Source organism: Mycolicibacterium gadium, from assembly GCF_010728925.1.
GTDB classification, from domain to species: domain Bacteria; phylum Actinomycetota; class Actinomycetes; order Mycobacteriales; family Mycobacteriaceae; genus Mycobacterium; species Mycobacterium gadium.
On record NZ_AP022608.1, the window covers coordinates 2,679,266 to 2,706,090 of the forward strand.

Consider the following 26,825-nt stretch of genomic DNA (forward strand, 5'->3'; position numbering starts at 1 on the left):
CAGCCGAGCTGTGCCATTACTCGGCGTCGGGTGGGTCGGGGTCGCTGCGGAGGAGTTCTTCGGGGTGGTGGGCATGGTTGACCTCTGGAGGTCGGGTTCCATCGGTCCAGGCCAGTCGTCCGGTGTCGGTGATCGTGGTGTGCCATCGCCGGGTGCTGACTGCTGCGTGGTCGGGCCCGCAGGCGAAGAACAGCATGTCGGCGTCGGTGGCGCCGCCTGCGGCCCAGTCGACTCCGTGGTGGACCTCACTGTGATAGCCGGGTTCAGTGCAATTCGGTCGGGTGCATCCGCCGTCGCGTGAGTAGCAGATGATGCGTTGGTCGGTGGTGGCCACGCGCTTCTGGCGGCCCAGGTAGATGGGGCGTTCACTGTGGTCCTCGAACACTGCCAGGTAGTGGATCCCGTCGGTGGCCATCCGGATCAGGTCCCGCATCGGCAGGGCGGTGTCCCCTCCGGTGCGTGCCGGCGAGGGCATCGGGATGTCGGGATCGTGCACGGCGTGAGCGGCCTGGTTGAGTTCGGCCAGTGTGGTGCGGGCGATGACCGTGACGGCATGGCCGCGATGGGAACCCATCTCGCCGGAGGCGATGCCCAGCTTCAGTCCGAGTTTGATGCCGTCGTGACAGCGCTGGGTAGCGCTGCGGTCATCGTGGACTTCAGACGGTGTCCCGTCGGGCAGATGCCGGCCCGGCCGCACCGCGGCAGTGGCGGCTTCGACATAGCAGCGGGTTTCGGGGTCGATCCACCCCGACAGCCGTGACATCCCGTCGGGGCCCTGCGGACCCAGCACCATGGCGCGCCGACGCTGCCGGTCGGTCTCATCGAAATCGCCGTCCGGGTTGAAGATCTCATCGATGCGACGGCCGGCGGCCCTGACGATCTGCGCGTCGTTTTTGACCGCCTCGCGGACCAGGCTGCGTTCGACCTCCACGCGGTCAGCTGCCGACACACACGACGGCAACCGGTCCATGGCCTTCCTGATCACCCGCAGGTGGTCCTCGCCAATTACGCCGGACTCGACGGCCGCGGCCAGCAGCGGCAGTTGCGGCGGCAGCGCGGGTCCGCTGAGTTGGCGGCGCGGGGAGATTCGAGCGGCCACCTTCATCCGCCGCTTGATCTCGTCGACAGGGATCCGCAGCCGCGCCCACAGACTGTCGACCACACCGCCCACCAAGCCGACTTCATCGGGTGGGTCGGCGATCTGGCCGAACACCCGATACATCAACCCCCGGTTGGTGCGTTCCTGCGTTTCGAGGCGTTCGGCCATCTCCACCCGAAACGCGTTGCCCACCTCGTCGGAAGACAGCTCGCGCATCTGGGTATAGGCATAGTCGACCTGGTCCAGCAGCACGCGAAACCGCTCACGTGCCGCCTCACCGGTGACGAATTCGCCCATACCACAACGCTAACGACACCCACCGCCACAACCGGCCCTCCCCGAGTCCGCTTCAGACAACCTGTGGATGAAGAGACGATTGGGGATAACTTCGACGACTTGTCACCGCAGCGTGCTAGCAGACCGACCATCGCCTGTCCGCGGTTTCGCTCACGGCAGGTCCGCGGCCTCGAACTGGTCCCTCGGAACAACCACCATCGGCACTTCCAGTACCCGCAGCATCTTCGCCGCCGTCGACCCGAGGAAAAGGCGCTTGGGTGCGCTGAGCCGACTCGATCCGACCATGATCACATCACCGTCGCGCCAAACAAGCTTGCTGACCGCTTCCTCGACGGTGCGGCCGTCGACAATCGCCGATGTCACGGGAAAGTCTTCGGGCAGTTGGCTTTTGGCCGTCTCGAGCGTGTGCTCGGCATGAGCGAGCGCACGTGCACGCACCGCGTCGTCGTCGCCGCGAAGCGTCCCGAACATCGGGTCCAGCGCAACCAACGACACCAGCCGCAGCGGAGTCCCCGCCGCTCGGCTGAACCGAACGGCGGTGTCGAGCAGCAGATCCGCGCCCGCACGCTCGCCGATCGCGCACGTCACCTCCCGCACCCGATTCTCTGACCAATGGCGGCTGCCCCGCGGCGCCACCGCCACCGGCACCGGCGCCGAATGCAGGAGCTCGTTGACGACCGATCCCAACGAGTATGGGCCCGCCAGCCCACCACCGGAGCCGCCGACGACGATCAGGTCGGCCTGCACCCGGGCGGCTTCTTTGATCAGACCGTCGGCGTACGAGTCGTCGAAACTGACGTGGGTCCCCGCGACGACGTCGGCGGGTATCGACGCCCGCGCTTCGGCCAACCAGCGCTCGGCCTGTTCGGCGAGATGCTCGTCGTAGCCACCGACCGGCACCAGCGAGGGCACCATCCGGTCCGGCGGCAAAATGATGCTCACCCCGAGTTCGGCGCCGAGCGTGCGGGCGAGCCGCACCCCCAGCGCCAGCGCGTCGGCGCCTCCCGGCGTTGCCAGGTAACCAACGATCAGTTTCATAGCCGTACCACCCTCCATCTCGCACACCGATGTACGGACGTCGTGGGGTGAATCCTGTCAACGCGGAACCCCGGTTACCGCCGTTTGATAGAAATTGGCCGCCGGCTCAGCGTCAGCTGCTGTATTCGGCGGTGCCGTCCTCGAGGACCAGTCGCGCGTTCGAGCCGTCGGGATTGGCGGCCTCGGTGCGGAACACCGCATGCCCCGGATCGGTCCGCCAGATCGACGTCGTGAGAGTTTCGCCGGGAAACACCGGCGACGTGAACCGGGCTGCGACGGCATTGACTTTCGTCGCGTCTCCGCCTCCGAGGTCGGCGACGAGCGCGCGTCCCGCAACACCGTAGCTACACAGGCCGTGCAGGATCGGCTTGGGGAAGCCGGCCAGTTCGCGTGCGAACCACGGATCACTGTGCAGCGGATTGCGGTCACCGGAAAGCCGATAGATCAGCGCCTGGTCCTCGCGGGTGGGCAGGGCGATCGTCGAATCCGGTTCGCGGTCGGGGATTTCCGGTGCCGACGGACGCTGGCCGGGCTGGCCGCCGAATCCGCCCTCACCGCGGATGACCGCCGTGGTGTGTGTTTCGGCGATCACCTCCCCGGAGTCCGGATCGGTGCCCGTCGCCTTGAGCATGACGACGGCGTTCTTGCCCTCACCCTTGTCCTGGATGTCGGCGACTTCGGCGACGACGCTGAGCTTGCCCGCGGGCGGCAACGGTTTGAACAACCGGATCCCCTGGGATCCGTGCAGCAGCATGGCGAAGTTGAAGCTGCCGATCATGGCGGCGGCCGCGAAGGGCAGACACGCGATGACGGCGTACGTCGGCAACACCTGCTGCGGGGTGTCGTGGGTGTTCTCTGTGGTGAACGCGAGATCGTCGAGTCCCGCGCCAACGCCGAGTGCGTAGAGCATCGTGTCGCGGTCGGTCCATTTGAAGATCTGCGGTTCCGTCTTTGCGCCTATGGCATTCGGATCGAGCGGCATCGAGGCTCCCTTCGCTGGTGTGTCGGACCATACACAGCACGCCGGCCGAGCCGGCAGTTCTGCCACCGCCGGCCGAGTCGGTGATCCAGCCATTGACGTTTCCCCCGCCAGGGGTGACCATGGCTCGCATGCGTTATGTCGTTACCGGCGGTACTGGGTTTATTGGCAGACGGGTGGTGTCGCAGATTCTGGCGAGCCGCGATGATGCCGAGGTGTGGGTGCTTGTGCGACGCGAGTCGCTCGAGCGGTTCGAGCGGTTGGCCACCGAGGGTGAGCATCCATGGGGCGAAAGAGCGAAACCACTGGTCGGCGATCTCGTGTCGGCGGATCTCGGGCTGACCGACGAGGCCGTCGCCGGGCTGGGCGCCGTGGACCACATCGTGCACTGCGCGGCAATCTACGACATCACGGCCACCGAGGCCGACCAGCGGGCGGCCAATGTCGACGGCACCCGCGCTGTCAGTACCCTGGCCCTGCGCCTCGGCGCAACCCTGCACCACGTGTCGTCGATCGCGGTGGCCGGCGCCTATCGAGGTGAATTCACCGAGGACGATTTCGACGTTGCGCAGGAGCTTCCGACGCCCTACCACCAGACCAAGTTCGAAGGCGAACTGATGGTGCGTTCGGCGCAGGGGCTGCGGTACCGGATCTACCGACCCGCCGTTGTCGTGGGTGACTCGCGCACCGGCGAGATGGACAAAGTCGACGGGCCCTACTACTTCTTCGGCGTTCTCGCCAAGCTGGCGCGGTTGCCCGGCATCACGCCGATGGTGCTGCCCGACACCGGGCGCACCAACATCGTGCCCGTCGACTTCGTCGCAGAGGCGATCGTCGCGCTGATGCACAAGCCTGACCGTGACGGGCAGACGTTTCATCTCAACGCTCCGAAAACCGTTGGGCTGCGCGGGATCTACCGCGGAGTGGCCAAAGCCGCAGGTCTGCCCCCGCTGGTGGGCTCTCTTCCGCGCAGCGCAGCGACCCCGATCGTGCGGGCCACCGGGCGCGCCAAGGTCCTACGCAATATGGCCGCCACGCAGTTGGGTGTTCCCGCCGAAGTGCTCGATGTCGTCGACCTGTTCCCGACGTTCACCTCCGACAACACCGACGAAGCGTTGCGCGGCACCGGCATCGCGGTACCGGAGTTCGCAACGTATGCACCCAAGTTGTGGCGTTACTGGGCCGAGCACCTGGATCCCGACCGTGCACGCCGCGACGACCCTGCCGGCCCGTTGGTGGGCAAGCACGTCATCATCACGGGCGCGTCCAGTGGGATCGGGCGTGCGTCTGCCGTGGCCGTCGCCGAACGTGGGGGATGCGTATTCGCGTTGGCGCGCAACGCCGAAGCGCTCGATGAGCTCATCGCCGAGATCCGCGTGGCCGGTGGGCAGGCGTACGCATTCACCTGCGACGTCACCGACTCGACATCCGTCGAGGCGACGGTCAAGGACATCCTCGGGCGATTCGGGCACGTCGACTATCTGGTGAACAACGCCGGCCGGTCGATCCGTCGCTCGGTAGCGGCGTCCACCGAACGCCTGCACGATTACGAACGCGTGATGGCGGTCAACTACTTCGGGTCGGTCCGGATGGTGCTCGCTCTGTTACCGCACTGGCGCGAAAGGAAGTTCGGGCACGTGGTCAACGTGTCCAGCGCCGGCGTGCAGGCCGGCAGCCCGAAGTACAGCGCATACGTCCCAAGCAAAGCCGCCTTGGATGCGTTCGCCGAAGTCGTTGGCAGCGAGACCCTTTCCGATCACATCACCTTCACCAGCATCCACATGCCTTTGGTGAAGACGCCGATGATCGCGCCGTCGCGGCGACTCAACCCGTTACCGCCGATCACCGCCGAGCATGCTGCGGCGATGGTGGTGCGCGGGCTCATCGAGAAGCCCGCGCGGATCGACACCCCGGTCGGGACACTGGCCGACGTCGGCCTGTACTTCACCCCTAAGCTGTCGCGGCGCGTGCTGCATCAGATCTACCTGGGGTATCCGGATTCGGCGGCCGCCCGAGGCGAGGTATCCGAATCCACGCCGGAACGTCGCCCGAAGCGACCGGCACGCGCCACGGTGTCCAAGGTCCGCGTCCCGCGGGTGATGGCCCGCCCCGCCAAGCGCGCCCTGCGCCTCGTGCCCGGCGTGCACTGGTGAGCAGGCTGGTCCTATCGTTGGCAGCGTGACGCTGCCTGTCTTCGTCGATGTCGACACGGGGGTCGACGACGCGATGGCATTGGTGTATCTGTTCGCCAGCGACGACGCCGAAGTCGTCGGAATCGCTTCGACCGCCGGAAACGTTCCCGTACAACAGGTCTGCGAGAACAACCTGGGCCTACTGGAGCTGTGCCGGATGAACGTTCCGGTGTCCAAAGGTTCCGACCGACCCCTCGTGGTGCCGTTACGCACCGCTGAAGACACCCACGGACCCAAGGGGATGGGTTACGCGCAGCTGCCGTCGACCGATCGTGGACTCACCGCCTACGACGCCGCCGACGCGTGGATTCGTGCGGCGCGCGCGTATCCCGGCGAGTTGGTCGCGATCGCCGTCGGTCCGTTGACCAATCTGGCACTGGCCATGCGCAGGGAGCCGGCGTTGCCGAGGCTGCTTCGCAGGCTGGTCATCATGGGCGGCGCTTTCGACTACCGCGGCAACACCACACCGGTGGCGGAGTGGAACATCAGCGTCGATCCGGAGGCCGCCGGGGAGGTCTTCGCCGTGTGGGGTGCGGCGTGGGGGTTGAACCCACCCGAACATCTCCCAATTGTGCTCGGCCTGAACCTGACCGAGAACGTCGCGATGACGCCGACGTTGCTGAGCCGACTCGGCGCAGCCGCGGAGTCGTCGTCGATCCCGATGAGCGTGCTGGACAACCGCGGCATGAAATCGGTTGCGTCCAATCCGTTGATCGCGGTGCTCGAGGACGCGATGCGGTTTTACTTCGAGTTCCATTTCGACCAGAACGAGGGCTATATCGCACACCTGCACGACCCGCTGGCCGCGGCGGTGGCGCTGGATCCCGACCTGGTCCGCTGTCGGCGCGTCACGGTCGACGTCGAGCTGACCGGCACCCTCACCAAGGGCATGACGATCGCGGACTGGAGCAACCGCTGGGGCCGGGAACCCAACGCACTCATAGGCGTTGGCGTTGATCCCGACGCGTTCTTCGACCGATTCATCGCGCGAGTGGGTGCGTTCGCGCGCCAGCTGGGATGAGTCCTTGGTAGTGCTTATTCGTAGATGCCCTCGACGTACCACCTCCTCTGCCGGTAGCACAGCAGCAGCGCCCGCCCCGGCTTGATCGTCTGTTCTTCGCGTGAGCGTCCCCGGCCCTTCGGGCGGGGGCCCACATCATGGCCATCGAGCAGCACCTGCGCCCTGGCCGTGCGACCCGATGTGGTGAGCTCAGGGTCCCACCACCGCTCGTCGACCGGCCAGGGCCCGGCCCACCAAACCAGCCGGGAAACGTTCGAATCCGGTGAAACCAGACGCGACGGGTCCGCGGAAAACAGTCCCCGGCCGGTCACCCGCACCGGATTCCCGCCGGCGTCGAACAGTTCAACCGGATCGTCGAGTAGCACCGTCGGTGACGGTTCGGGCAGTTGGCCCGGCCAGGGCTGAGCGGGATCGGCGCGCGGCACGTGCTGGTCGCCTAGCGGCGTGAAGGTGATGCGTTCAGCCGGCCCACGACCACCACTGAGCATCGGCACCTGCACCGCCTCGGGTCCGAGCAGACCTTGTACGCGTACCAGTGCACGGCGCGCGCGCAGCCTGTCCTCTTCTCCAATGCCGCCCCACAGCGGCAGCTGCAGCGCCTCGGCCGAAACCAGCTCCACCGGACGCAGCCGGATGACAGTGACCGGGGCGGTGGGCCGATCACCCGGGTTGCGTCTGTTCAACCAGCCGTCCAGTTGCCAGCGCACTCGGTCGGCGGTGGCGTCCTCGGTCAGGGGTTCGGCACAGCGCCAAACCCGTTCCAGCTCTTCACCGTTGGCGGTGATCGCGTGGATGGCCAGGCGGGTGCATCCCACCCCGGAGGCCTCCAGGCTGCGGTGCAGGGTCCCTGCCAGTGAGCGGCCCGCGAACGCTGCGGCATCCACCCGATCGATCGGCGGGTCGCAGTCCATGACGGCGTCGAGTTCCTGCTCGGGTTCACGACCCGACGGTCCCCTGGCCGGCTCGCCCCGGGCGAACCGGTGCGCGACCACCGCGTCGGCGCCGAAGCGCGAGGCCACGTCGCTGCGAGCCAATGCCGCGAACTGTCCGATCGTGCGGATTCCCATGCGCCACAGCAGGTCTGCCAAGTCATCACGGCCGGACGCGGCCAGGCTCGGCTCGGTGGCCAGCTGCCGGATGGACAGCGCCGACAAAAACAGCGCGTCCTTGCCGGACTCGACAATCCGTCCCGCTCGCGCGGCGAAGACCGCGGTGGGCAGTTGATCGGCGACACCGACCTGACATTCGGCTCCAGCCGCGGCCACCGCGTCGACCAGTCGCTCGGAGGCCGCCTGTTCGGACCCGAAATAGCGGGCCGCCCCGCGCACCGGCAGGACCAGCAGGCCGGGCCGCAGCACTTCGGCCCGTGGCACCAACTCGTCCACCGCGGCCGTCACATCCTCGAAATGGCGGGCATCACGCGCCGGATCGGCCGTGACGACATGCAGATCCGGACACCTGGCCTGCGACTCCCGGCGGCGCAGCCCCCGTCGCACGCCCACCGAACGCGCCGACGCCGAACAGGCGATGACCCGGTTGGCCAACGTCACCGCGACCGGAGCCGTAGGTGTCAAACCAGCCGCCGCCGCGGCGGCGACCGCGGGCCAGTCCATGCACCAGATGGCCAATACGCGCGACAACTGAGATGACACAGCAGCCCGCTCACTGCGCAACCGGGGTCGGTCCGGCCCGGCCGTTCACGACCCGGCCACTGACCGAGTAGGTCAGCTGCACCTTGGCGATTCGGCCGAATCCGGGGCGGGCACGGCCGGTGATCTCATAGCCGCAGACCCTGGCATCCAGGCGGGCGGATGCACCCTGCCAGTCACCGTCGGTGACCAGCAGGGTGCAGCCCTTCTGCCGCGCCCGGGCAACGACCGCCCGCGCGCGGGTGGCAGGCACCGAACGCCCACCCAGCCCGAGCACCACCATGTCCATGCCGTCCATCAGCACGGCGGCCACCTCGACCGGATCGCTTCCGGGATCGGGGACGACCGCGATCCTGCTCAGATCCGCACCCATCTCCACAGCGGCCAGCAGACCGGCATCAGGGTGGCCGACGATCGCGGCATGTCCGCCCTCCCCCGTCACTGCCGCCACCATGCTCAACGCCAGCGATCGAGCACCCGACACCACCGCCACGGTCCCGCGTGGCAACGGCGCAGGCAGAACATTGCCAAGTGTTTCGGGGATCGGCAGCAAACTTTCCGAGACCGGAAGCGGATCGGCGGCCGGTGCCGCTCCACGACGCCCACCACCCACCTTTCCGGACACTGCCGCTATCCTGCGACGCAGGTGTTCTAGCTGTTCAGCGCGGTCGGATCGGCGCTGATCCAGGGGCAAGGCAGCTGTCACAGCAGCACCTCCTGCATCACCAGATTCACTCTGTTTTCGAATGTATGTTCGATATCCCGAGTAAACACCTGCCCACCGACAACCGTCAAGCGGATCCGGGCGCGCTCAGTCTTGCCATCGAATGATGGTGACATTGACAAATGTCATCATTTGGTGTTGTACTCCGTTAGTGCTCAACGGAGAGCCCGCAATGCGCGAGCGTGGTTCACTGCGCTCGCGCAGCGCGGCATCGATCAGCGCCATGACCCTGCGGCAGATCAGCGCCGTGCTCCCGCCGGATCAGGCGTGGGGAGTATGGCTTTCACGTCAGATCGTGGCCCGCATCATGGATACGTTCGGCCCATCGATGATCGGCACACGCGTACAGCGCGTCGATACCAGGACATCCGACGGTCGTCGCGTGATCGGTGAATGGGTTTACGGCCCAGGCGTGCAACGCAACCGCACCGAAGCGATCTACTTCGTCCATGGCAGCGGATTCGTCCTATGCTCACCGCGCACGCACCGCCGACTCACGTCCTGGCTCTCCCAGCTGACCGGGTTACCGGTCTTCTCCATCGACTACCGCCTGGCCCCCAAGCACCGATTCCCCACCGCGGCAGACGATGTCCGCACCGGATGGGATTGGCTGATACACGACCAGGGCATGGCGCCGCAGCGCACCGTCATCGCGGGGGATTCCGCAGGCGGCCATTTGGCCGTCGACCTGTTACTGCAACCCGATGTCACCCACCCCGCGGCACTCGCGTTGCTCTCCCCCGTCCTGGATCTGACGTTCTCGCTGGCGCGCACACGCGAGCGGACTCGCCGTGACCCTGCCATTCGCTCGGCGGACGCCATTCGGTTGATCGAGTTGTACTGCGCCGGAATCGAGTCGACACATCCCCGACTGAAGCTCGACGTCGCCGCGGGCCGTACTCTGCCGGCGACACTGATCCAGGCCGGCGGGGCCGAGATGCTGGCCGCCGACGCCATCGCACTGGCCGAACACATCCGCACGGCGGGTGGAACCTGCGAACTCGAGGTGTGGCCGGATCAGGTGCACGTCTTCCAGGCGCTGCCGCGGCTGACACCTGAGGCGCGACCGGCGATGCACCGGCTCGCATCGTTCCTCTCGGGAGCATTGCGCGACAACATCATCGACCAGGCAGCGGGGTGACAGGATTGGGCCTGTTCGGATCGTCGAAGAAACGCAGCCACGACGCCGCGGCGGTGATCACCGGCGCGGGCAGTGGCATCGGCGCGGCATTCGCAAGGGAACTCGCGAATCGTGGCGGTCGGGTGGTGTGCAGCGACATCGACGAAACCGCGGCCAGCGCCACGGTCGACGCGATCATCGCCAACGGCGGTGCGGCGTTGGCAGCACGGTGCGACGTCTCACAACTCGACGACGTCACGGCGCTGGCCAAAGAGGCACAGTCCTGGTTCGACGGCCCACCGACCGTGGTCGTCAACAACGCCGGTGTCGGTGCGGGTGGCCTGTCCATCGGCGAGATGAGCGTCGACGACTGGCAATGGGTGCTCGACATCAACCTCTGGGGACCGATCCACGGCTGCCATGTCTTCACGCCCATCCTGCGTGAAGCCGGATATGGCGGCATCATCAACGTCGCATCGGCCGCGGCGTTCGGAGCGGCACCCGGGATGGCGGCATACAACGTCAGCAAGGCCGCAACGCTGTCGCTCTCCGAGACGCTGGCCGCCGAGTTGTCAGGAACCGGCGTCAACGTCACCGTGCTGTGCCCGACGTTCGTCAAGACGAACATCGTCGACGCGGGCCGGATCTCTGACAGGTCAACACAACTGGCCGACATGCTGATGCGCTGGACCGGCTTCTCACCAGAACGGGTGGCCCGCACCTGCCTGGACACCCTGGACCGCGGCGGCCTCTACTGCATGCCGCAGCCCGATGCCCGGATCGGCTGGGGTATCAAACGTTTCACCCCGACGGTGTACACCCGTGCCGTCGGCCTCACCACCCGTTTCACCACGCCGTAGGAGGATCAGATGGCCATCAACATGGACGCGATGCTTGACAAGATCAAGGACCGGCAGTGGGCGCTGGCCGACATCGACTGGGACGCACCTGGCGCGGAGCTGATCACCGACGAACAGCGACCCAAGCTCAAGGCATTCATGGCCGACCTGTGCTGGATCGAGAACATCGGTGCCCGCGGCTTTGCAGCGCTGGCCAAGAAGGCGCCCACGCCGACGATCGCCGAGATCTACCGATACTTCCATGCAGAGGAACAGCGCCACGCCAATGCCGAACTCGCACTGATGAAGCGCTGGGGCATGCTCGAAGACGGGGAAGTTCCCGAACCCAACGTCAACATCCGGCTCGCCATCGACTGGCTCGACCGCTGGGCCGACGACATGCCGCTCTCGCTGCTGGGCACCGTAATTCCGATGCTCGAGGTCGCACTCGACGGCGCACTGCTGAAGTTTCTGCTCGACGAAGTCCACGACCCCGTCTGCCACCAGGTGTTCGAGAAGATCAACAACGACGAGTCCCGGCATCTGGTAGTCGATTTCGAGGTGCTCGACATGATCGGCCACGCCAAGATCCGCAGGCTTCTAATCGACTTCGTCGGCCACAACGCCACCCCGGGCCTCATCATCGGCGCGGTCATGGGCGCACCGCTGATCAACAGGATCCGCAACGAGATCACGGCCATGGGCATGGAGCCGGAGCGGCTCTACCGCGCGGTGAAGCGGTTCAAGGAACTCGGCGACCGCGGTCAGCACACCAAGCGGGTACCGACATACCTGTTCCTGCGGCGCTATGCCGGAGTGGTCACCAATCCACGCCACCCGTATCACTTGTTGGCCAACTCGATGGTCTGGCTGTCGGACCGGTATCCACGTCCGCTGTTACCCGCGGTCCCGAGCTGGGTCAAAGAGGTCACTCACGAGCCGGCGGCCTGACCATGAGCCACACCTACGACACCCTGATCGTCGGCGCTGGGTTCACCGGTATAGGCGCGGCGATCAAACTCGGCGAGGCCGGCGTCGACGACCTCGTCATCCTGGAGCGCAGCGACCGCGTCGGCGGCACCTGGCGAGACAACACGTATCCCGGTGCGGCATGCGATGTTCCGTCGCTGTTGTACTCGTATTCGTTCGTGAAGAACTCGTCGTGGTCGCGGGCCTACTCTCCTGCTGGCGAGATCTGCCGGCATATCGAGGACATGACCGAGAAGTTCGACATCGAACGCCGTATTCAGTTCGGCGTGGAGGTCAACGGCCTGCACTTCGACGAGAAGACCGGCATCTGGACCGTGAAGACCGAGGGGCGAGAGAGTTTTCGGGCCCGTACCGTGGTGATGGCCTCCGGCCCACTGCCCGATCACAAATGGCCGGACATCCGCGGCCTCGACACCTACGAGGGGCACAAGATCCACAGCGCCCGGTGGGACCACGATTACGACTTCTCCGGCAAGCGCGTCGCGGTCATCGGCACCGGCGCCAGCGCCGTGCAGATCGTGCCCGAACTGGTCAAGCGGGCGGAGTTCGTGAAGGTCTTCCAACGCACTCCGGGCTGGATGCTACCTCGTCTGGATACCGCCGTCCCTGCCGCAGCACAAGCGTTGTTTGCGAAAGTACCTGCCGTACAAGAGCTTGCGCGGCAGGCGTTGTTCTGGGGCCACGAGCTCACCGCGACGGCGCTGGTGTGGAACACGCCCCTGACCGGACTGGTCGCCAGGCTGGGCAAGGCGCACCTGCACAGGCAGGTCTCCGATCCTTGGCTGCGACGGCAGCTGACGCCGGACTTCACCCCCGGATGCAAACGAATGCTCGTCTCCAGCGACTACTATCCGGCACTGCAAAAGGACAACTGCAAGCTCATCGACTGGCCGATCGCCACGATGAGCCCGGTGGGAATCCGCACCAGCGACGGTGTCGAGCACCATCTGGACTGTGTCGTTTTCGCCACCGGCTACGACGTGCACCTGACCGGACCGCCGTATGAGGTCACCGGCATCGGCGGCCGCTCACTGTCGCAGGAGTGGGCGTCGGGCGCGCAGGCCTACAAGAGCATCAACGCCCATGGCTATCCGAACCTGTTCTTCATGACGGGACCGAACTCCGGACCGGGCCACAATTCGTTGCTGGTCTACGTCGAGGGCCAGCTCGACTACGCGGTCAGCGGCATCACCACGATCCTGCGGGAGAACATGAAGTATCTGGACGTGCGCCAAGACGTCCAGGAGCGCTACAACGACCGCATCCAGCAGCGCCTGACCAAGACGACGTGGATGTCAGGCTGCAGCAGCTGGTATCTGACGGCCGACGGCTTCAACGCCTCCATGTACCCCGGCTTCGCCACGCAGTATCTTCGTCAGATGCGCGATTTCCGCTTCTCCGACTACGTCGCCGTCGAGCACGGCGCGCGCACCGGCAGCGGTGCCCTCTCGAGCGCATGACCAATCCGCCGGAGAAGCCACCGCGCCAGCAGGCGGGGGCGATCTCGGCGATCCTGAAGAGCCTGCGGCGCGCTCCACGGCGCGTGCGGCGCGGCTCCCGCGATGTCATCGAAACCGCGGTATCGCAGTTGTTCGACGCGGCCGTGCTTCATCCGCACCCCGAATCCACGTCCGGTGAGTACCGCATCGACGAGCTCGCGCGCCTGGCCGGCACCACGACCCGCAACATCCGGGTGTACCGCGACCGTGGACTGCTGCATCCGCCGTTGCGGGTCGGGCGGATCGCACTCTTCAACGACACACATCTGACGCGGCTGCGTCTCATCACCTCGATGTTGAATCGCGGCTACAACATCGCTCACGTCCACGAGATGCTGTCGGCCTGGGAGCAGGGCAAGAACCTTGGCGACATGCTGGGCATCGAATCGGCGATCGCGGGTAGCTGGGCGACGGAGAAGCCCGAGCGGATGAGCGTCGCCGACGCGCGGCGGCTGGTCGACGACGACCCGGGATTCGACCGCATGGTGGGACTGGGCGTGATCAAGCTGGAAGACGGTGAGGCGGTCGTGGTGCGCCCCAAGCTGATCGAGGCGTTCAACGAGATCAGGCAATACGGCGTCGCCACCGACAAACTCATCGACCTGCACGAGCAGATCTCACCGCTGCTCGATCAGATCAGCGAACTGCTCGTGCAGGCCGGCATCGAGGAGGTCCTGCACCGGGTCAACCCGGGCGCCCCGCTGCCGCCGGATACCGAAGTGGCCGAACTGATTACCATGCTGGTGCGGTTCCGCACCCAGGCTGTGTCGGCGGTCTCGGCCACGCTGGCCTTCTCCATCGAATCGACCATCGAGTCGACGGTCGGTCAGATCCTCGGCGAGTTCATCGAGAAGGAACCGCCCCCCGACGGGGACGTCTGATCATTCCCACTCGATGGTGCCCGGCGGCTTGCTGGTGATGTCCAGCACGACGCGGTTCACCTCGCGGACCTCGTTGGTGATGCGGGTGGAGATGCGTTCGAGCACTTCGTAGGGCACTCGCGTCCAGTCCGCGGTCATCGCGTCCTCGCTGGACACCGGTCGCAGCACGATCGGGTGACCATAGGTCCGCCCATCGCCCTGCACACCCACGGAACGGACTCCGGCGAGCAGCACCACGGGGCACTGCCAGATCTGGTGGTCCAGGCCTGCGGACGTCAGTTCCTCGCGCGCGATCGAGTCGGCCCGCCGCAGCGTGTCCAGTCGCTGCGCAGTCACCTCACCGACGATCCGGATCCCCAGGCCCGGACCCGGGAAGGGTTGGCGCGCAACGATTTCCTCTGGCAACCCCAGCTCACGGCCAACCGCGCGCACCTCGTCCTTGAACAGCAGCCGCAGCGGCTCGACGAGTTTGAACTTCAGGTCATCGGGCAGCCCACCGACGTTGTGGTGGCTCTTGATGTTCGCCGTTCCCGACCCGCCGCCGGACTCCACCACGTCGGGATACAGCGTGCCCTGCACCAGGTATTCGACCTCAGAACCGGTGTCCCCCACGATGTCTCGGACCGCACCTTCGAAAGCGCGAATGAACTGCCTGCCGATGATCTTGCGCTTGCCCTCGGGATCGGTCACTCCGGACAGTGCTTCGAGGAAACGGTCGGCGACATCGACGGTGACCAGGTTGGCACCGGTGGCGGCGACGAAATCACGCTGTACCTGCGCGCGTTCGCCCGCCCTCAGCAGCCCGTGGTCGACGAATACGCACGTCAACCGGTCGCCGATGGCCCGCTGCACCAACGCGGCGGCCACCGCGGAGTCCACCCCGCCGGACAGACCGCAGATCGCGCGTCCGTCACCGATCTGCTCACGCACCTGCTCGACGAGCGCGTCGGCGATGTTCGCAGGCGTCCACGTCGAGTCGATACCGGCGAATTCGTGCAGGAATCGGCTCAGAATCTGCTGACCGTGCGGGGAGTGCATCACCTCGGGGTGGTACTGCACGCCTGCCAGGCCCTTGGCCCGGTTCTCGAACGCGGCGACGGGCGCTCCGGAGCTGGTGGCGACCACCTCGAAGCCTTCGGGGGCGACGGTCACGGCGTCTCCATGGCTCATCCACACCGGCTGGGTGGTGGGCAGATCGGAATGAAGTTCTCCCCCAGTCACTTCCAGCTCCGTGCGGCCGAACTCACTGGTGCCCGTCCGGGCGACGGTGCCGCCGAGTGCCTGGGCCATCGCCTGAAACCCGTAGCAGATGCCGAACACCGGTACCCCCAGGTCGAACACCTCGGCATTCAGCTGCGGCGCACCGTCTTCGTACACACTCGCCGGACCGCCCGACAGCACGATGGCCTGCGGGTCGCGTGCCTTGATCTCCTCGACGGTCGCGGTATGCGGAATCACCTCGGAATAGACCCGCGCTTCGCGGACGCGACGGGCGATCAACTGCGCATATTGCGCTCCGAAGTCGACGACCAGCACGGGCCGGGGAGAACCTGTTGTCACCCGGACAGTCTAGTCAGCGACTCCACAGCACCGACGAACCTTCTTCGCTGGTGGATATGGCCCGCATCCCAGCGCACGCCCGTCAGATCCATGCCCAAGTATGCCCGCGGTCCATCTTTAAGAATTGAGCACCGTGGGAATGGTGAACTGGAGGCACGCACCCGAGAAGCCAAAGCGAGGTACCAAGTGCTCGGTCTACCCGAACGGATCCGTGCCACACTGTTCGATCTCGATGGCGTGCTGACAGACACCGCCAGCGTGCACAAAAAGGCCTGGAAGTCGATGTTCGACGAGTTTCTCACGGCGCAGGCAGAGCGGGCGGGCACCCAATTCGTGCCGTTCGACGTCGACTCCGATTACCTGAAGTACGTCGACGGCAAGAAGCGCGAGGACGGGGTCCGGTCCTTTCTCGCCAGCAGAGGCATCGAGCTGCCCGACGGTGCGCCGGACGACGCTCCGAACGCCCAGACCGTCTTCGGGCTCGGAAACCGCAAGAACCACGCGTTCCAGCACACCCTGCAGACCGACGGGGTCGACGTCTTCGACGGATCTCGGCGCTACCTCGAGGCCGCCGTGGACGCAGGGTTCAGCACGGCGGTGGTGTCGTCCAGCGCAAACACCCGCGAGGTGCTGGAGCTGACGGGGCTCGACAAATTCGTCCAGCAGCGCGTGGACGGCGTGACGCTGCGGGAGCAGAACATCGCGGGAAAGCCCGCTCCGGACTCGTTTCTGCGCGCGGCAGAACTGCTCGGAGTCACGCCTGGCGAGGCGGCCGTGTTCGAAGATGCGCTCTCCGGCGTAGAGGCGGGCCGGGCGGGCAATTTCGGATACGTCGTCGGTGTCGACCGCGTCGGTCACGCAGAGGCTCTGCGGCGCAACGGTGCTGACGTGGTGGTCGCCGACCTCGCGGAGTTGATGTCGCGATGATCAGCGGCAACAACTTCATCGTCGAGCCATGGCATATTCGTGAAACCGCGCTGGATCTAAGTCTTTTGGACGAATCCGAATCACTGTTCGCACTGTCGAACGGCCACATCGGCATGCGAGGAAACCTCGAGGAGGGTGAACCACACGGCCTTCCCGGTACCTATCTGAACTCGTACTACGAGGTACGCCCGTTGCCCTACGCCGAGGCGGGGTTCGGCTATCCCGAGGCAGGCCAGACAGTCGTCAACGTCACCAACGGCAAGATCGTCCGCCTGCTCGTCGACGACGAACCCTTCGATGTCCGGTACGGCGAATTGCTCGAGCATGAACGCGTTCTGGATTTGCGTGCCGGCACGCTGACCCGCACCGCACATTGGCGCTCCCCGGCGGGCAAGCAGGTCAAGATCGTGTCGACCCGGCTGGTGTCGCTGGCGCAGCGCAGCGTCGCAGCGATCGAGTACACCGTCGAGGCGGTCGACGAGTTCACCCGCGTCACCGTGCAGTCCGAGCTGGTCGCCAACGAGCAGGTGCCCTCGTCCGTAGACGATCCCAGAGTCGCCGCCGTGCTCGACAAACCGTTGGAGGCCGTCGGGCACGAGCACTCCGAACGCGGCGCCATCCTGCTGCACCGCACACGCGCCAGCCAGCTGCTGATGGCCGCCGCCATGTCTCACGACGTCGAGGTCCCCGGGCGGGTCGAAGTGACCACCGGAGCGGGCGAGGACTGGGCGACCACCACCGTGATCTGCGGTCTGCGGCCGGGGCAACGGCTACGCATCGTGAAATACCTCGCCTACGGGTGGTCGAGCCTGAGATCGCGGCCCGCGCTGCGGGATCAGGCCGCCGCGGCAGTCAGCGGTGCGCGGTATACGGGGTGGGAGGGACTGCTCAAGTCGCAGCGCGAGTATCTCGACGACTTCTGGGACTGCGCCGATGTCGAGGTCGAGGGCGACCCCGACAGCCAACAGGCGGTGCGGTTCGGCCTGTTCCACGTTCTGCAGGCCAGCGCCCGCGCCGAACGTCGGGCCATTCCGGGCAAGGGTCTGACGGGCACGGGGTACGACGGCCACGCGTTCTGGGACACGGAGGGATTCGTGCTGCCGCTGCTGACATACACGGCGCCGTATGCGGCCGCGGACGCGTTGAGATGGCGGGCCTCGACGCTGGATCTCGCCAGGGAGCGAGCCGCACAACTCGACCTCACCGGCGCCGCGTTCCCGTGGCGCACCATCCGCGGTGAGGAGTGCTCGGCGTACTGGCCCGCGGGTACTGCCGGCTGGCACGTGAACGCCGACATCGCCATGGCCTTCGAGCGGTATCGCATCGTGACGGGTGACGATTCCCTGGAAGCCGAGTGCGGGCTGGAGGTCCTCGTCGAGACGGCGCGGTTGTGGCTGTCGCTCGGACATCACGACCGGCACGGCGTGTGGCACATCGACGGCGTCACGGGACCCGATGAGTACACGGCGGTCGTGCGGGACAACGTCTTCACCAATCTGATGGCGGCACATAACCTTCGGACCGCAGCCGAGGCCTGCCTTCGCCACCCAGACCGCGCCGAGGAACTGGGTGTCACCGATGCCGAGATGGCCGACTGGCGCACAGCCGCCGACGACGCGTTCATCCCGTTCGACGACGAACTCGGTGTCCATCCGCAATGCGCCGGTTTCACCACGCTGCGGGAGTGGGACTTCACGTCCAACACCGAATATCCCCTGCTGTTGCACGAACCGTATGTACGGCTTTACCCGGCGCAGGTGATCAAACAGGCGGATCTGGTGTTGGCCATGCAGTTGCAGAGCCACGCGTTCACGCCCGAACAGAAGGCCCGCAATGTCGACTACTACGAGCGTCGCACCACGCGCGACTCGTCGCTGTCGGCCTGTACCCAGGCAGTGATGTGCGCCGACGTCGGCCATCTGGAACTCGCACACGACTACGCGTACGAGGCCGCGCTCATCGATCTACGCGACCTGCACCACAACACCCGCGACGGCCTGCACATGGCGTCGCTGGCAGGCGCGTGGACCGCGCTGGTGGCAGGGTTCGGCGGACTGCGTGATGACGACGGTGTGCTGTCGCTCGATCCGCAACTACCGTCCGGAATTTCACGGCTGCGGTTCCGGTTGCGCTGGAGGGACTTTCGGATCAAGGTCGACGCCAACCACAAAGATGTCACGTACACCGTCCGCGACGGGCCGCACTCATTCCTGACGATCCGTCACGCACGCGAGGAGATAAAGCTCGGTACGGACCGTCCGACGACCGTCGCGCTGAGGCCCCGCGAGCCGCTGCTCCCCGAGCCGCAGCAGCCGCCCGGCCGAGAGCCGTTGCGCCGCAGGAAGTTGTAGGGAGTTCAGGCCAGCTTCTTGGCGTCCCCCGGCCTTCGGCCGTGGGCCCAGGGCAGACCGCCGGTTGCCTCGAACACGACGCGCCTGCCGATCTCGACGGCGTGGTCGGCGAATCGCTCGTAATAGCGGCCCAGCAATGCGACATCGACCGCGGAGCAGACCCCGTCGTGCCACTTGTTGTCGATCAGCAGCGTGAACAGGTGACGGTGCTCCGCATCCACCGCATCGTCCAGATCGCGCATCTGCGAAGCCGTTTCCGAATCGCTGGACAGCAGTACTTCACGCGCAATCCCCGCCATCAGGACCGCTCGTCTACCCATCTCCGCGAAGCTGGCCCTCACGTCTTCGGGCAGCGCGCACTCTGGGTGGCGCAACCGCGAGATGCTTGCCACGTGCACCGCAAGCGCACCCATTCTCTCGATATCGGCGCCGACGTGGATGGCGCAGACCACCGTCCGCAAATCGCCGGCCACCGGCTGCTGCAGCGCGAGCAGTCTGAGCGCCGTATCCTCGGCCTGCCGGCCCATGACCGCAATGCGTTCTTGCTCGGCGATGACCTCTTCGGCCAGCGACAGGTCTGCCTCGAGCAGGGCCCGCGTCGCATCGTCCATCGCCTTGGCCGCCAGGCCGCACATGTCGGCCAGCCGCGCGCCCAAGCCCGACAATTGTTCGCGATAGGCGGTTCGCATCGGCACTAGTTACCCGAGACCGCTCAGGTGAAACCTGTCAGCTGGCGTTTTTTCCCGCCGAGCTGACCGGTTCGATCGGCAGATGGCGCAACGCCGCGGGCGCATCGGCGGGAACGACAGGATGTGCCGGCGGGATCGGATCGAGGCGCTTGTAGGGTTCCCCCTGCTTTGGACGCTGATCGATCTCACCCTTGTTGGGCCACAGCGATGCCGCGCGCTCGGCCTGCGCCGTGATCGAAAGCGATGGATTGACACCGAGGTTCGCCGAGATCGCCGCTCCGTCGTGCACCGAGAGCGTCGGATACCCGTACACCCGCTGATACGGATCGATGACTCCGTGGTCGGCGGTGTCGCCGATCGCAGCGCCGCCGAGGTAGTGGGCGGTCAGCGGGATGTTGAACAGTTCACCCCAGGTGCCGCCCGCGACGCCGTCGATCTTTTCGGCTATCCGGCGCGTGACCTCGTTGCCCACCGGGATCCATGTCGGATTGGGTTCGCCGTGACCTTGCCTGCTGTCCAGCCGCCGGAAGCCGAACTTGGTGCGCCGGGTGAACGTCGTGATGGAGTTGTCCAGGTGCTGCATGACGAGCGCGATCATCGTCCGCTCGCTCCACTTACGCGGGTTCAGCAACCGCAGCAGCTTGCGGGGGTTCGACCCCGCCTGCACGAAGAACTGCTTCCACCGTGGCACGTCAGACCCCTGCGGCCCCGCGCCGTCGGTCATCAGGGTCTGCAACAGCCCCATGGCATTGCTGCCCTTGCCGTAGCGCACCGGTTCGATGTGCGTATCGGAGGTCGGGTGAATCGAGGACGTGATGGCCACCCCGTGGGTGAGGTCGAGATCGGGTGAGACCTCGAAACGACCCGCACCGACGATCGATTCCGAGTTGGTCCGCGTGAGCACACCGAGCTTCTCCGACAGCTTCGGCAGCTTGCCCTTGTCGCGCATGTCGAACAACAGCTTCTGCGTGCCGAACGTCCCCGCCGCGAGCACCACATGGTTAGCGGTGTACTTGCGCCGCTTCAGCGGCAACAGACCCGTCCGTTTCGCGCGCACCTCCCACACTCCGTCGGACCGCTGCGAGAAACTCGATACCGTCGTCATCGGAATGATCTCTGCCCCAGCCTTTTCGGCGAGCCCGAGATAGTTCTTCAGCAGGGTGTTCTTGGCGCCGTAGCGGCAACCCGTCATGCAGGAACCGCATTCGATGCAGCCGGTGCGCGCCGGACCGGCACCGCCGAAGTACGGATCCGGCACCGTCTTACCCGGAGCCTTGGTGCCGTCGGGGCCGAAGAACACCCCGACGGGCGTCGCGACGAACGTGTCCTCGACGCCCATGTCGGCGGCGACCTCTTTCATGACGCGGTCGGCGTCGGTGAACGTCGGATTCTGGACCACGCCGAGCATTCGCTGCGCCTGGTCGTAATGCGGGGTCAGCTCGCTACGCCAGTCGGTGATCTGCTTCCACTGCGGGTCCTTGAAGAAGGCGTCCGGCGGGACGTACAGGGTGTTGGCGTAGTTGAGCGACCCTCCGCCGACACCCGCGCCGGCCAGGATCATCACGTTGCGCAACAGATGGATTCGTTGAATGCCGTACATACCGAGTTTCGGCGCCCATAGGAACTTGCGCAGATTCCAGGACGTCTTCGCGAACTCCTCGTCGGCGAACCGGCGACCGGCCTCGAGAACGCCGACGCGATAGCCCTTCTCGGTGAGCCGCAGAGCAGTGACACTGCCACCGAAACCGGAACCGATGATCAGGACGTCGTAGTCAGGCTTCATCGGCCCAGTATCTAACTACCGGCCGGTAACTACCAGCTAGGTCACCCTAACTATCCCAATCTCAGTTACCGACGGTCAGGCCGACCTTCTGGAACTCCTTGAGGTCGCAATAACCAGCCTTGGCCATCGATCGCCGCAGGCCACCGACGAGATTCAGCGATCCGAACGGATCGTCGGACGGCCCGGTCAGCACCTGGCCCAGCGAAGGCCGCTCGCCCAGCGCGACCTGCAGCAGAGCGCCGCGCGGCAACGACGGGTGCGCAGCCGCGGCGGGCCAGAACCAGCCGTCTCCCAGGGCCTCGGCGGCGGTGGCCAACGGGGTGCCGAGCACTACGGCGTCGGCACCGCACGCGATGGCCTTGGCCAGGTCGCCGGACGTGTGGATGTCACCGTCGGCGAGCACGTGCACGTAGCGCCCGCCGGTCTCGTCGAGGTATTCGCGGCGCGCGGCCGCGGCGTCGGCGATCGCGGTCGCCATCGGCACACTGATGCCGAGCACCTCGTCGCTGGTGGTGACGCCGCGGGTCGATCCGTAGCCGACGATGACGCCCGCGGCGCCGGTGCGCATGAGGTGCAATGCGGTGCGGTGGTCGAGGACACCGCCCGCCACCACCGGTATGTCGAGCTCGGAAATGAAGGTCTTGAGGTTCAGCGGTTCGCCGACCCCGTGATCTTGGGCGACCCGCTCCGCGGAGATGATCGTGCCCTGGATGACCAGTAAGTCGACGCCGGCGGCCACCAGCGCCGGCGTCAGCGCCTGCGCATTTTGAGGACTCACTCGGACGGCCGTGGTCACACCGGCATCGCGGATCCGCGCCACTGCGGCACCCAGCAGATCAGGATCCAGCGGCGCGGAGTGCAGTTGCTGCAACAGCCGGATCGCCGCCGCTGGTTCCGGCTCTTTCTCGGCCGCAGCGACGACCTGAGCGATCTTCTCCTCGACGTCGGCGTGCCTGCCGATCAGGCCTTCGCCGTTGAGCACACCGAGGCCGCCGAGACGGCCCATCTCGATGGCGAACTCCGGCGACACCAGCGCGTCGGTCGGGTGTGCAACGACCGGGATCTCGAACCGGTAGGCATCCAGTTGCCAGGCCGTCGAAACATCTTGGGAGGACCTGGTTCTGCGGGACGGGACGATGTTGATCTCGTCGAGTTCGTAAGTGCGGCGGGCGGTTCGGCCCATGCCGATTTCAACTGTGTCACGCACTGCGTCATCTCCCCTTCGAGCACGCTGTCAGCGGGTGTAGTAGTTCGGGGCCTCGACAGTCATCGCGATGTCGTGCGGGTGACTCTCCTTCAATCCCGCTGCGGTGATCTGTACGAACTGCGCCTGCTGCAGGTGCTCGATGGTGGCCGAGCCCGTGTAACCCATCGCGGCGCGCAACCCGCCCGTGAGTTGATGAATCACTGTCGACAGCGGACCGCGGAACGGCACTCGCCCCTCGATGCCCTCGGGCACCAGCTTGTCCTCGGACAGCGCGTCGTCCTGGAAATAGCGGTCCTTGGAGTACGACCGTGCCCCCGCGCGCCCGGCCATCGCGCCGAGTGAGCCCATGCCGCGGTAGCTCTTGAACTGCTTGCCGTTGACGAAGATCAGCTCGCCCGGCGACTCGGCGGTGCCCGCCAGCAGCGAGCCGAGCATGGCCGTGGACGCGCCGGCCGCCAATGCCTTGGCGATGTCTCCGGAGTATTGCAGGCCGCCGTCGGCGATGACGGGAATGCCCTTCGGCGCGCACGCTGCGACCGCCTCGAGGATCGCGGTGATCTGTGGGGCTCCGACGCCTGCCACCACCCGCGTGGTGCAGATCGAGCCGGGACCGACACCGACCTTCACCGCATCGGCGCCCGCGTCGACCAGCGCGGCCGCGGCGGCGCGGGTGGCGACGTTGCCGCCGATCACCTCGACGCGGTCGCCGACCGTCGCCTTCAGTCGATGCACCATGTCCAGCACGCCGCGGTTGTGGGCATGCGCGGTGTCCACGATGAGCACGTCGACTCCGGCATCCACCAGCGTCGTCGCCCGCGTCCACGCGTCGTCGCCGACACCGACCGCGGCGCCGACGAGCAACCGGCCGTCACTGTCCTTGGTGGCGAAGGGGAATTGCTCGGTCTTGACGAAGTCCTTGACGGTGATCAGCCCGGTCAGCTTGCCGTTGCCGTCGACGATCGGCAGCTTCTCGATCTTGTGGCGGCGCAACAGCCCCAGGGCCGCTTCGGCCGAAACACCTTCCTGCGCAGTGATCAACGGAGCCTTGGTCATCACCTCCGACACCGGCTTCGACTGGTCGACCTCGAAGCGCATATCGCGGTTGGTGATGATGCCGACGAGAGAGCCTTGTGAATCCACGACCGGCAGCCCCGAGATGCGGAACCGCGCGCACATCGCGTCGACCTCGGCCAGCGTGTTGTCCGGTGAGCAGGTGACGGGGTCGGTGACCATGCCGGCCTCCGAGCGCTTGACCGTCTCGACCTGGCCGGCCTGTTCGGCGACGGGCAGGTTCCGGTGCAGCACCCCCATACCGCCGGCGCGCGCCATCGCGATAGCCATCCGCGATTCGGTCACGGTATCCATCGCCGAGCTGACGAGCGGGACTCGTAGCCGGATCCGTTTGGTCAGCTGGCTGGAGGTGTCCGCTGTGGCGGGCACCACATCTGAAGCGGCCGGCAGCAGCAGTACGTCGTCGAACGTGAGGCCGAGCATCGCGATCTTCGTCGGATCATCGCCGCCGGTGGGTACCGGAACAGCGAGGGGAAGGCTGCTTTCGGCAATCGACATGGGTGGGGCCTCCCGGGACAGACGAGCTAGATTCCCCATCTTATCGGCATTGATGTCGCCGGTTCGGCCCCACGCTCCCCGTGGCGCCATGCCGAGCGACGGCTGGCGCGAAATGTGGGCGGCTGCGTAATGTGGGAGTCGTGCGCGACCACCTTCCGCCGGGTTTGCCGCCCGATCCGTTCGCCGACGACCCGTGCGACCCGTCGGCCGCGCTCGACGCCCTGGAGCCGGGGCAACCGCTGGACCCCCAGGAGCGGACAGCGGTCGAGGCCGATCTCGCCGACTTGGCTGTGTATGAAGCGTTGTTGGCGCACAAGGGAATTCGCGGTTTGGTCGTGTGCTGCGACGAATGCCAGCAGGATCACTATCACGACTGGGACATGCTGCGGGCGAACCTGCTGCAGCTGCTGGTCGACGGTACGGTCCGCCCGCACGAGCCGGCCTACGATCCCGAACCCGATGCTTACGTCACCTGGGATTACTGCCGCGGTTACGCCGATGCCTCTCTCAACGAGGCCACCACGGACACCGACGGGTATCGCTGACGGCGCAGCCGCTGGTTAGCTGCCGTCGCCGCCGGAGCCAGACTCCGGCTCGGGAACCACGAACGTCGTCGTAACCGGCGCTCGCCGTTGCACCGGCGGTTCCTCGACCGTCGCCGGAGGTGCCTCGACAGTTGCGGGCGGTTCCTCAACGGTCACAGGAGGTGCCTCAACCGTCGCAGGCGGTACTTCGACGGGCGGCGCCTCCTCAGCGGCCTCGGAGACCGTCGATGACGGCGCAGCAGGCTGCTGGGTCCTAGTAGCTGCCACGGTGGTCGTCGTCGTTGCTGCCGTTGTTGGCGGGGCGGTAGTCGCCGGAGGCGGTTCTTCCTCCGGCGTGGCCGATGGAGGCGGCGTGCTGGGCGGCAACGATGTCGGCTCTACCGTTGCAGGCACCGACGACGGGGGCGGGCCCTGCACTGGCGGACTGGTCGGCGGCGCTGTCGGGCTGGTCGGCGCTGTCGGGCTGGTCGGCGCTGTCGGGCTGGTCGGCGACGTCGGACTGGTCGGCGACGTCGGAGACGTGGGCGATGTGGTTTCCGAGGACGGCGAGGTCGGCGACGTGGTCTCCGACGAGGTGCCGTTCGTGGATGTCGGGGTGTCGAGCACGACCACCGGCACATCCGGGAAGACCGGCGGAGGCATGTCGGGCGGCAGCACCGCGGCGGCGTCCTGCGCCTCGACCTTGACCGTCAGTTCTTGCCACTCGGAAACCAGTTCCTGTTTGCGCACATCGTCGTTCACCGTCGCGACCGTGGTGGTCAGCGTCTCCAATTTCTGCTGCGCGGCATCCCACTGCCCTTGGTCGACGAGCTGCTGCACCTCGGCGAGTTGTTGCGAGGCAAGCATCACGGCGTCATCCCGCGGAGCCGGCGCCTCGCCGAAGATCATCGTGCGCAGACCGTAGAGCGAGTCGCCCGGTCCGGCGCCTGCCACAACGCTGGCGAAGCCACCGAGACACAGCACCGCGGCGGCGGTCGATCCGATCAGAGCCAGAGTTCGACGGGACCGCTTGCGCGTGCGCTGGGCGGTGTCGAGTGCGATCACCGCGTCGCGCGGCGTCACGGGCACCGTCATCGGCGCATCACGAATGTCGTCGCGCCAACCGGACAACAGGCTGATCAGCTCGGCGTCTCCGCGATCGCTTGCGTACGCCGGCTGCTCATACGCGAGCGCGTCGAGCAACTGATCAGTGCGGTTGATCTCGTTGAGCGACGGATCGCCCCCGTTGGAAGTCCAGCGTCCGAAGTCAGGCATGGTCATGCCCCGTCGAGATGATCTCTTCCTTCAACCGTGCGAGTGCACGGTGCTGGGCGACCCGGACCGCGCCCGCAGTACTGCCGACCGCCTCGGCGGTCTCTTCGGCGCTCATGCCGACGACCACGCGCAGGATCAGAATCTCGCGTTGCTTCTCCGGCAAAATCGCCAGCAGCTTCTTCATCCGGGCTGACGCCTCGGAATCCAGCGCCATCTGTTCGGGGCCGGCGTCCAGCGACAAGCGTTCCGGCACGACTTCCGTCGGGTCGGAGCGGTTCCTGCCCGCTGCGCGATGAGCGTCAGCGACCTTGTGCGCTGCGATGCCATACACAAAGGCCAGGAACGGTCGTCCCTGATCCTTATAGCGCGGCAGCGCCGTAATGGCGGCCAAGCACACCTCCTGCGCGACGTCATCAGCTGAGAGGCCACTTCGCTCAGTCGACCCCACCCTCGCCCGGACGTACCGGATGACGATGGGACGAATGGTCTCCAGCACCCTCCGGAGTGCGTCCCGATTGCCCGCTACAGCCTCAGCGACGACATCATCGAGACGTTCTCCCGAAATTGTCATCGTGGGCGATCTCTCCAGCGTTACGTAACGGACACTTACCG

22 protein-coding genes are annotated in these 26,825 nt (G+C 66.4%); 10 read left to right on the forward strand and 12 right to left on the reverse strand.

Going from position 1 to position 26,825, the window contains the following annotated elements; translation table 11 throughout:
- Window positions 1-16 precede the first annotated feature (16 nt).
- From G6N36_RS13090 to G6N36_RS13100, 3 genes are all read right to left on the reverse strand, one after another.
- Window positions 17-1,396 carry a DUF222 domain-containing protein gene (locus tag G6N36_RS13090; RefSeq protein WP_163686890.1) on the reverse strand — a complete coding sequence of 460 codons (1,380 nt, stop codon included), beginning with the start codon at window positions 1,394-1,396 and terminating at the stop codon, window positions 17-19.
- 150 nt (window positions 1,397-1,546) lie between these two features.
- A complete protein-coding gene (locus tag G6N36_RS13095; protein WP_163686891.1) occupies window positions 1,547-2,434 on the reverse strand; it encodes a universal stress protein in 888 nt (295 codons plus the stop codon).
- A gap of 112 nt (window positions 2,435-2,546) precedes the next feature.
- Window positions 2,547-3,416, reverse strand: a complete 870-nt coding sequence (locus G6N36_RS13100) for a MaoC/PaaZ C-terminal domain-containing protein (RefSeq protein ID WP_163686892.1) — start codon at window positions 3,414-3,416, stop codon at window positions 2,547-2,549.
- Window positions 3,417-3,544: 128 nt separating this feature from the next.
- Between G6N36_RS13100 and G6N36_RS13105 the strand changes: the two genes are divergently transcribed.
- Window positions 3,545-5,566: an SDR family oxidoreductase gene (locus tag G6N36_RS13105; RefSeq protein ID WP_179964776.1), complete on the forward strand. Its 2,022-nt coding sequence runs from the start codon at window positions 3,545-3,547 to the stop codon at window positions 5,564-5,566.
- 25 nt (window positions 5,567-5,591) lie between these two features.
- A complete protein-coding gene (locus G6N36_RS13110) occupies window positions 5,592-6,626 on the forward strand; it encodes a nucleoside hydrolase (protein WP_163686894.1) in 1,035 nt (344 codons plus the stop codon).
- Between the two features lie 14 nt (window positions 6,627-6,640).
- Here G6N36_RS13110 and G6N36_RS13115 read toward each other — a convergent pair whose 3' ends face one another.
- Together G6N36_RS13115 and G6N36_RS13120 are read right to left on the reverse strand one after the other, a co-directional pair.
- Window positions 6,641-8,239 carry a DNA polymerase Y family protein gene (locus G6N36_RS13115; RefSeq protein ID WP_163686895.1) on the reverse strand — a complete coding sequence of 533 codons (1,599 nt, stop codon included), beginning with the start codon at window positions 8,237-8,239 and terminating at the stop codon, window positions 6,641-6,643.
- A gap of 49 nt (window positions 8,240-8,288) precedes the next feature.
- Window positions 8,289-8,981, reverse strand: a complete 693-nt coding sequence (locus G6N36_RS13120; RefSeq protein WP_179964777.1) for a DnaE2-dependent mutagenesis accessory factor ImuA' — start codon at window positions 8,979-8,981, stop codon at window positions 8,289-8,291.
- A gap of 190 nt (window positions 8,982-9,171) precedes the next feature.
- Between G6N36_RS13120 and G6N36_RS13125 the strand changes: the two genes are divergently transcribed.
- From G6N36_RS13125 to G6N36_RS13145, 5 genes are read left to right on the forward strand one after another with little or no spacing between them, the layout of a single operon-like run.
- Window positions 9,172-10,140, forward strand: a complete 969-nt coding sequence (locus G6N36_RS13125) for an alpha/beta hydrolase (RefSeq protein WP_276067860.1) — start codon at window positions 9,172-9,174, stop codon at window positions 10,138-10,140.
- 5 nt (window positions 10,141-10,145) lie between these two features.
- Window positions 10,146-10,979, forward strand: coding sequence for an SDR family NAD(P)-dependent oxidoreductase (locus G6N36_RS13130; RefSeq protein ID WP_179964930.1), 834 nt, complete (start codon window positions 10,146-10,148; stop codon window positions 10,977-10,979).
- A 9-nt stretch (window positions 10,980-10,988) separates the two neighbouring features.
- Window positions 10,989-11,909, forward strand: coding sequence for a ferritin-like domain-containing protein (locus tag G6N36_RS13135; protein ID WP_163686897.1), 921 nt, complete (start codon window positions 10,989-10,991; stop codon window positions 11,907-11,909).
- 2 nt (window positions 11,910-11,911) lie between these two features.
- Window positions 11,912-13,408, forward strand: coding sequence for a flavin-containing monooxygenase (locus tag G6N36_RS13140; protein ID WP_163686898.1), 1,497 nt, complete (start codon window positions 11,912-11,914; stop codon window positions 13,406-13,408).
- Window positions 13,405-14,328 carry a MerR family transcriptional regulator gene (locus G6N36_RS13145; RefSeq protein ID WP_179964778.1) on the forward strand — a complete coding sequence of 308 codons (924 nt, stop codon included), beginning with the start codon at window positions 13,405-13,407 and terminating at the stop codon, window positions 14,326-14,328. Before G6N36_RS13140 ends, G6N36_RS13145 begins: the two co-directional genes overlap by 4 nt.
- Here G6N36_RS13145 and guaA read toward each other — a convergent pair whose 3' ends face one another.
- Window positions 14,329-15,888, reverse strand: a complete 1,560-nt coding sequence (guaA, locus tag G6N36_RS13150) for a glutamine-hydrolyzing GMP synthase (RefSeq protein WP_163686899.1) — start codon at window positions 15,886-15,888, stop codon at window positions 14,329-14,331. It lies immediately after the preceding gene.
- Between the two features lie 186 nt (window positions 15,889-16,074).
- Between guaA and G6N36_RS13155 the strand changes: the two genes are divergently transcribed.
- Together G6N36_RS13155 and G6N36_RS13160 are read left to right on the forward strand one after the other, a co-directional pair.
- Complete coding sequence (locus tag G6N36_RS13155) at window positions 16,075-16,815, forward strand: beta-phosphoglucomutase family hydrolase (protein WP_163686900.1); 741 nt, start codon at window positions 16,075-16,077, stop codon at window positions 16,813-16,815.
- Window positions 16,812-19,166 (forward strand): glycoside hydrolase family 65 protein, encoded by a 2,355-nt coding sequence (locus G6N36_RS13160; RefSeq protein WP_163686901.1) that lies wholly within the window; start codon window positions 16,812-16,814, stop codon window positions 19,164-19,166. The genes G6N36_RS13155 and G6N36_RS13160 overlap by 4 nt, the downstream gene beginning before the upstream one ends.
- A gap of 5 nt (window positions 19,167-19,171) precedes the next feature.
- Here G6N36_RS13160 and phoU read toward each other — a convergent pair whose 3' ends face one another.
- The 4 genes from phoU to guaB all read right to left on the reverse strand — a co-directional run bounded on the left by phoU (window position 19,172) and on the right by guaB (window position 24,414).
- Window positions 19,172-19,855: a phosphate signaling complex protein PhoU gene (gene phoU, locus G6N36_RS13165; protein WP_163686902.1), complete on the reverse strand. Its 684-nt coding sequence runs from the start codon at window positions 19,853-19,855 to the stop codon at window positions 19,172-19,174.
- A gap of 37 nt (window positions 19,856-19,892) precedes the next feature.
- Window positions 19,893-21,638, reverse strand: coding sequence for a GMC family oxidoreductase N-terminal domain-containing protein (locus G6N36_RS13170; protein WP_163686903.1), 1,746 nt, complete (start codon window positions 21,636-21,638; stop codon window positions 19,893-19,895).
- Between the two features lie 61 nt (window positions 21,639-21,699).
- Window positions 21,700-22,821, reverse strand: coding sequence for a GuaB3 family IMP dehydrogenase-related protein (locus G6N36_RS13175; protein ID WP_220096939.1), 1,122 nt, complete (start codon window positions 22,819-22,821; stop codon window positions 21,700-21,702).
- A gap of 51 nt (window positions 22,822-22,872) precedes the next feature.
- On the reverse strand, window positions 22,873-24,414 hold the full coding sequence (gene guaB / locus G6N36_RS13180) for an IMP dehydrogenase (RefSeq protein WP_163686905.1): 1,542 nt from the start codon (window positions 24,412-24,414) through the stop codon (window positions 22,873-22,875).
- Window positions 24,415-24,554: 140 nt separating this feature from the next.
- Between guaB and G6N36_RS13185 the strand changes: the two genes are divergently transcribed.
- Window positions 24,555-24,959: a DUF5319 domain-containing protein gene (locus tag G6N36_RS13185; protein WP_014209027.1), complete on the forward strand. Its 405-nt coding sequence runs from the start codon at window positions 24,555-24,557 to the stop codon at window positions 24,957-24,959.
- Between the two features lie 15 nt (window positions 24,960-24,974).
- Here the strand turns inward: G6N36_RS13185 and G6N36_RS13190 are convergent, their stop codons facing one another.
- Together G6N36_RS13190 and G6N36_RS13195 are read right to left on the reverse strand one after the other, a co-directional pair.
- Entirely contained in the window at window positions 24,975-26,213 is a 1,239-nt protein-coding gene (locus G6N36_RS13190; RefSeq protein ID WP_163686906.1) for an anti-sigma-D factor RsdA, read from the reverse strand.
- Window positions 26,206-26,784 carry a sigma-70 family RNA polymerase sigma factor gene (locus G6N36_RS13195; RefSeq protein WP_163686907.1) on the reverse strand — a complete coding sequence of 193 codons (579 nt, stop codon included), beginning with the start codon at window positions 26,782-26,784 and terminating at the stop codon, window positions 26,206-26,208. Before G6N36_RS13195 ends, G6N36_RS13190 begins: the two co-directional genes overlap by 8 nt.
- Window positions 26,785-26,825: the final 41 nt, after the last annotated feature.

Coding starts and splice junctions, on each gene's coding strand:
- phoU (WP_163686902.1), bottom strand. CDS start 19,855: ATGCGAACCGCCTATCGCGAACAATTGTCGGGCTTGGGCGCGCGGCTG.
- G6N36_RS13125 (WP_276067860.1), top strand. CDS start 9,172: ATGCGCGAGCGTGGTTCACTGCGCTCGCGCAGCGCGGCATCGATCAGC.
- G6N36_RS13095 (WP_163686891.1), bottom strand. CDS start 2,434: ATGAAACTGATCGTTGGTTACCTGGCAACGCCGGGAGGCGCCGACGCG.
- G6N36_RS13175 (WP_220096939.1), bottom strand. CDS start 22,821: ATGGGCCGAACCGCCCGCCGCACTTACGAACTCGACGAGATCAACATC.
- G6N36_RS13195 (WP_163686907.1), bottom strand. CDS start 26,784: ATGACAATTTCGGGAGAACGTCTCGATGATGTCGTCGCTGAGGCTGTA.
- G6N36_RS13145 (WP_179964778.1), top strand. CDS start 13,405: ATGACCAATCCGCCGGAGAAGCCACCGCGCCAGCAGGCGGGGGCGATC.
- G6N36_RS13170 (WP_163686903.1), bottom strand. CDS start 21,638: ATGAAGCCTGACTACGACGTCCTGATCATCGGTTCCGGTTTCGGTGGC.
- G6N36_RS13140 (WP_163686898.1), top strand. CDS start 11,912: ATGAGCCACACCTACGACACCCTGATCGTCGGCGCTGGGTTCACCGGT.
- guaB (WP_163686905.1), bottom strand. CDS start 24,414: ATGTCGATTGCCGAAAGCAGCCTTCCCCTCGCTGTTCCGGTACCCACC.
- G6N36_RS13135 (WP_163686897.1), top strand. CDS start 10,989: ATGGCCATCAACATGGACGCGATGCTTGACAAGATCAAGGACCGGCAG.
- G6N36_RS13190 (WP_163686906.1), bottom strand. CDS start 26,213: ATGCCTGACTTCGGACGCTGGACTTCCAACGGGGGCGATCCGTCGCTC.
- G6N36_RS13115 (WP_163686895.1), bottom strand. CDS start 8,239: ATGGACTGGCCCGCGGTCGCCGCCGCGGCGGCGGCTGGTTTGACACCT.
- G6N36_RS13160 (WP_163686901.1), top strand. CDS start 16,812: ATGATCAGCGGCAACAACTTCATCGTCGAGCCATGGCATATTCGTGAA.
- G6N36_RS13100 (WP_163686892.1), bottom strand. CDS start 3,416: ATGCCGCTCGATCCGAATGCCATAGGCGCAAAGACGGAACCGCAGATC.
- G6N36_RS13105 (WP_179964776.1), top strand. CDS start 3,545: ATGCGTTATGTCGTTACCGGCGGTACTGGGTTTATTGGCAGACGGGTG.
- G6N36_RS13090 (WP_163686890.1), bottom strand. CDS start 1,396: ATGGGCGAATTCGTCACCGGTGAGGCGGCACGTGAGCGGTTTCGCGTG.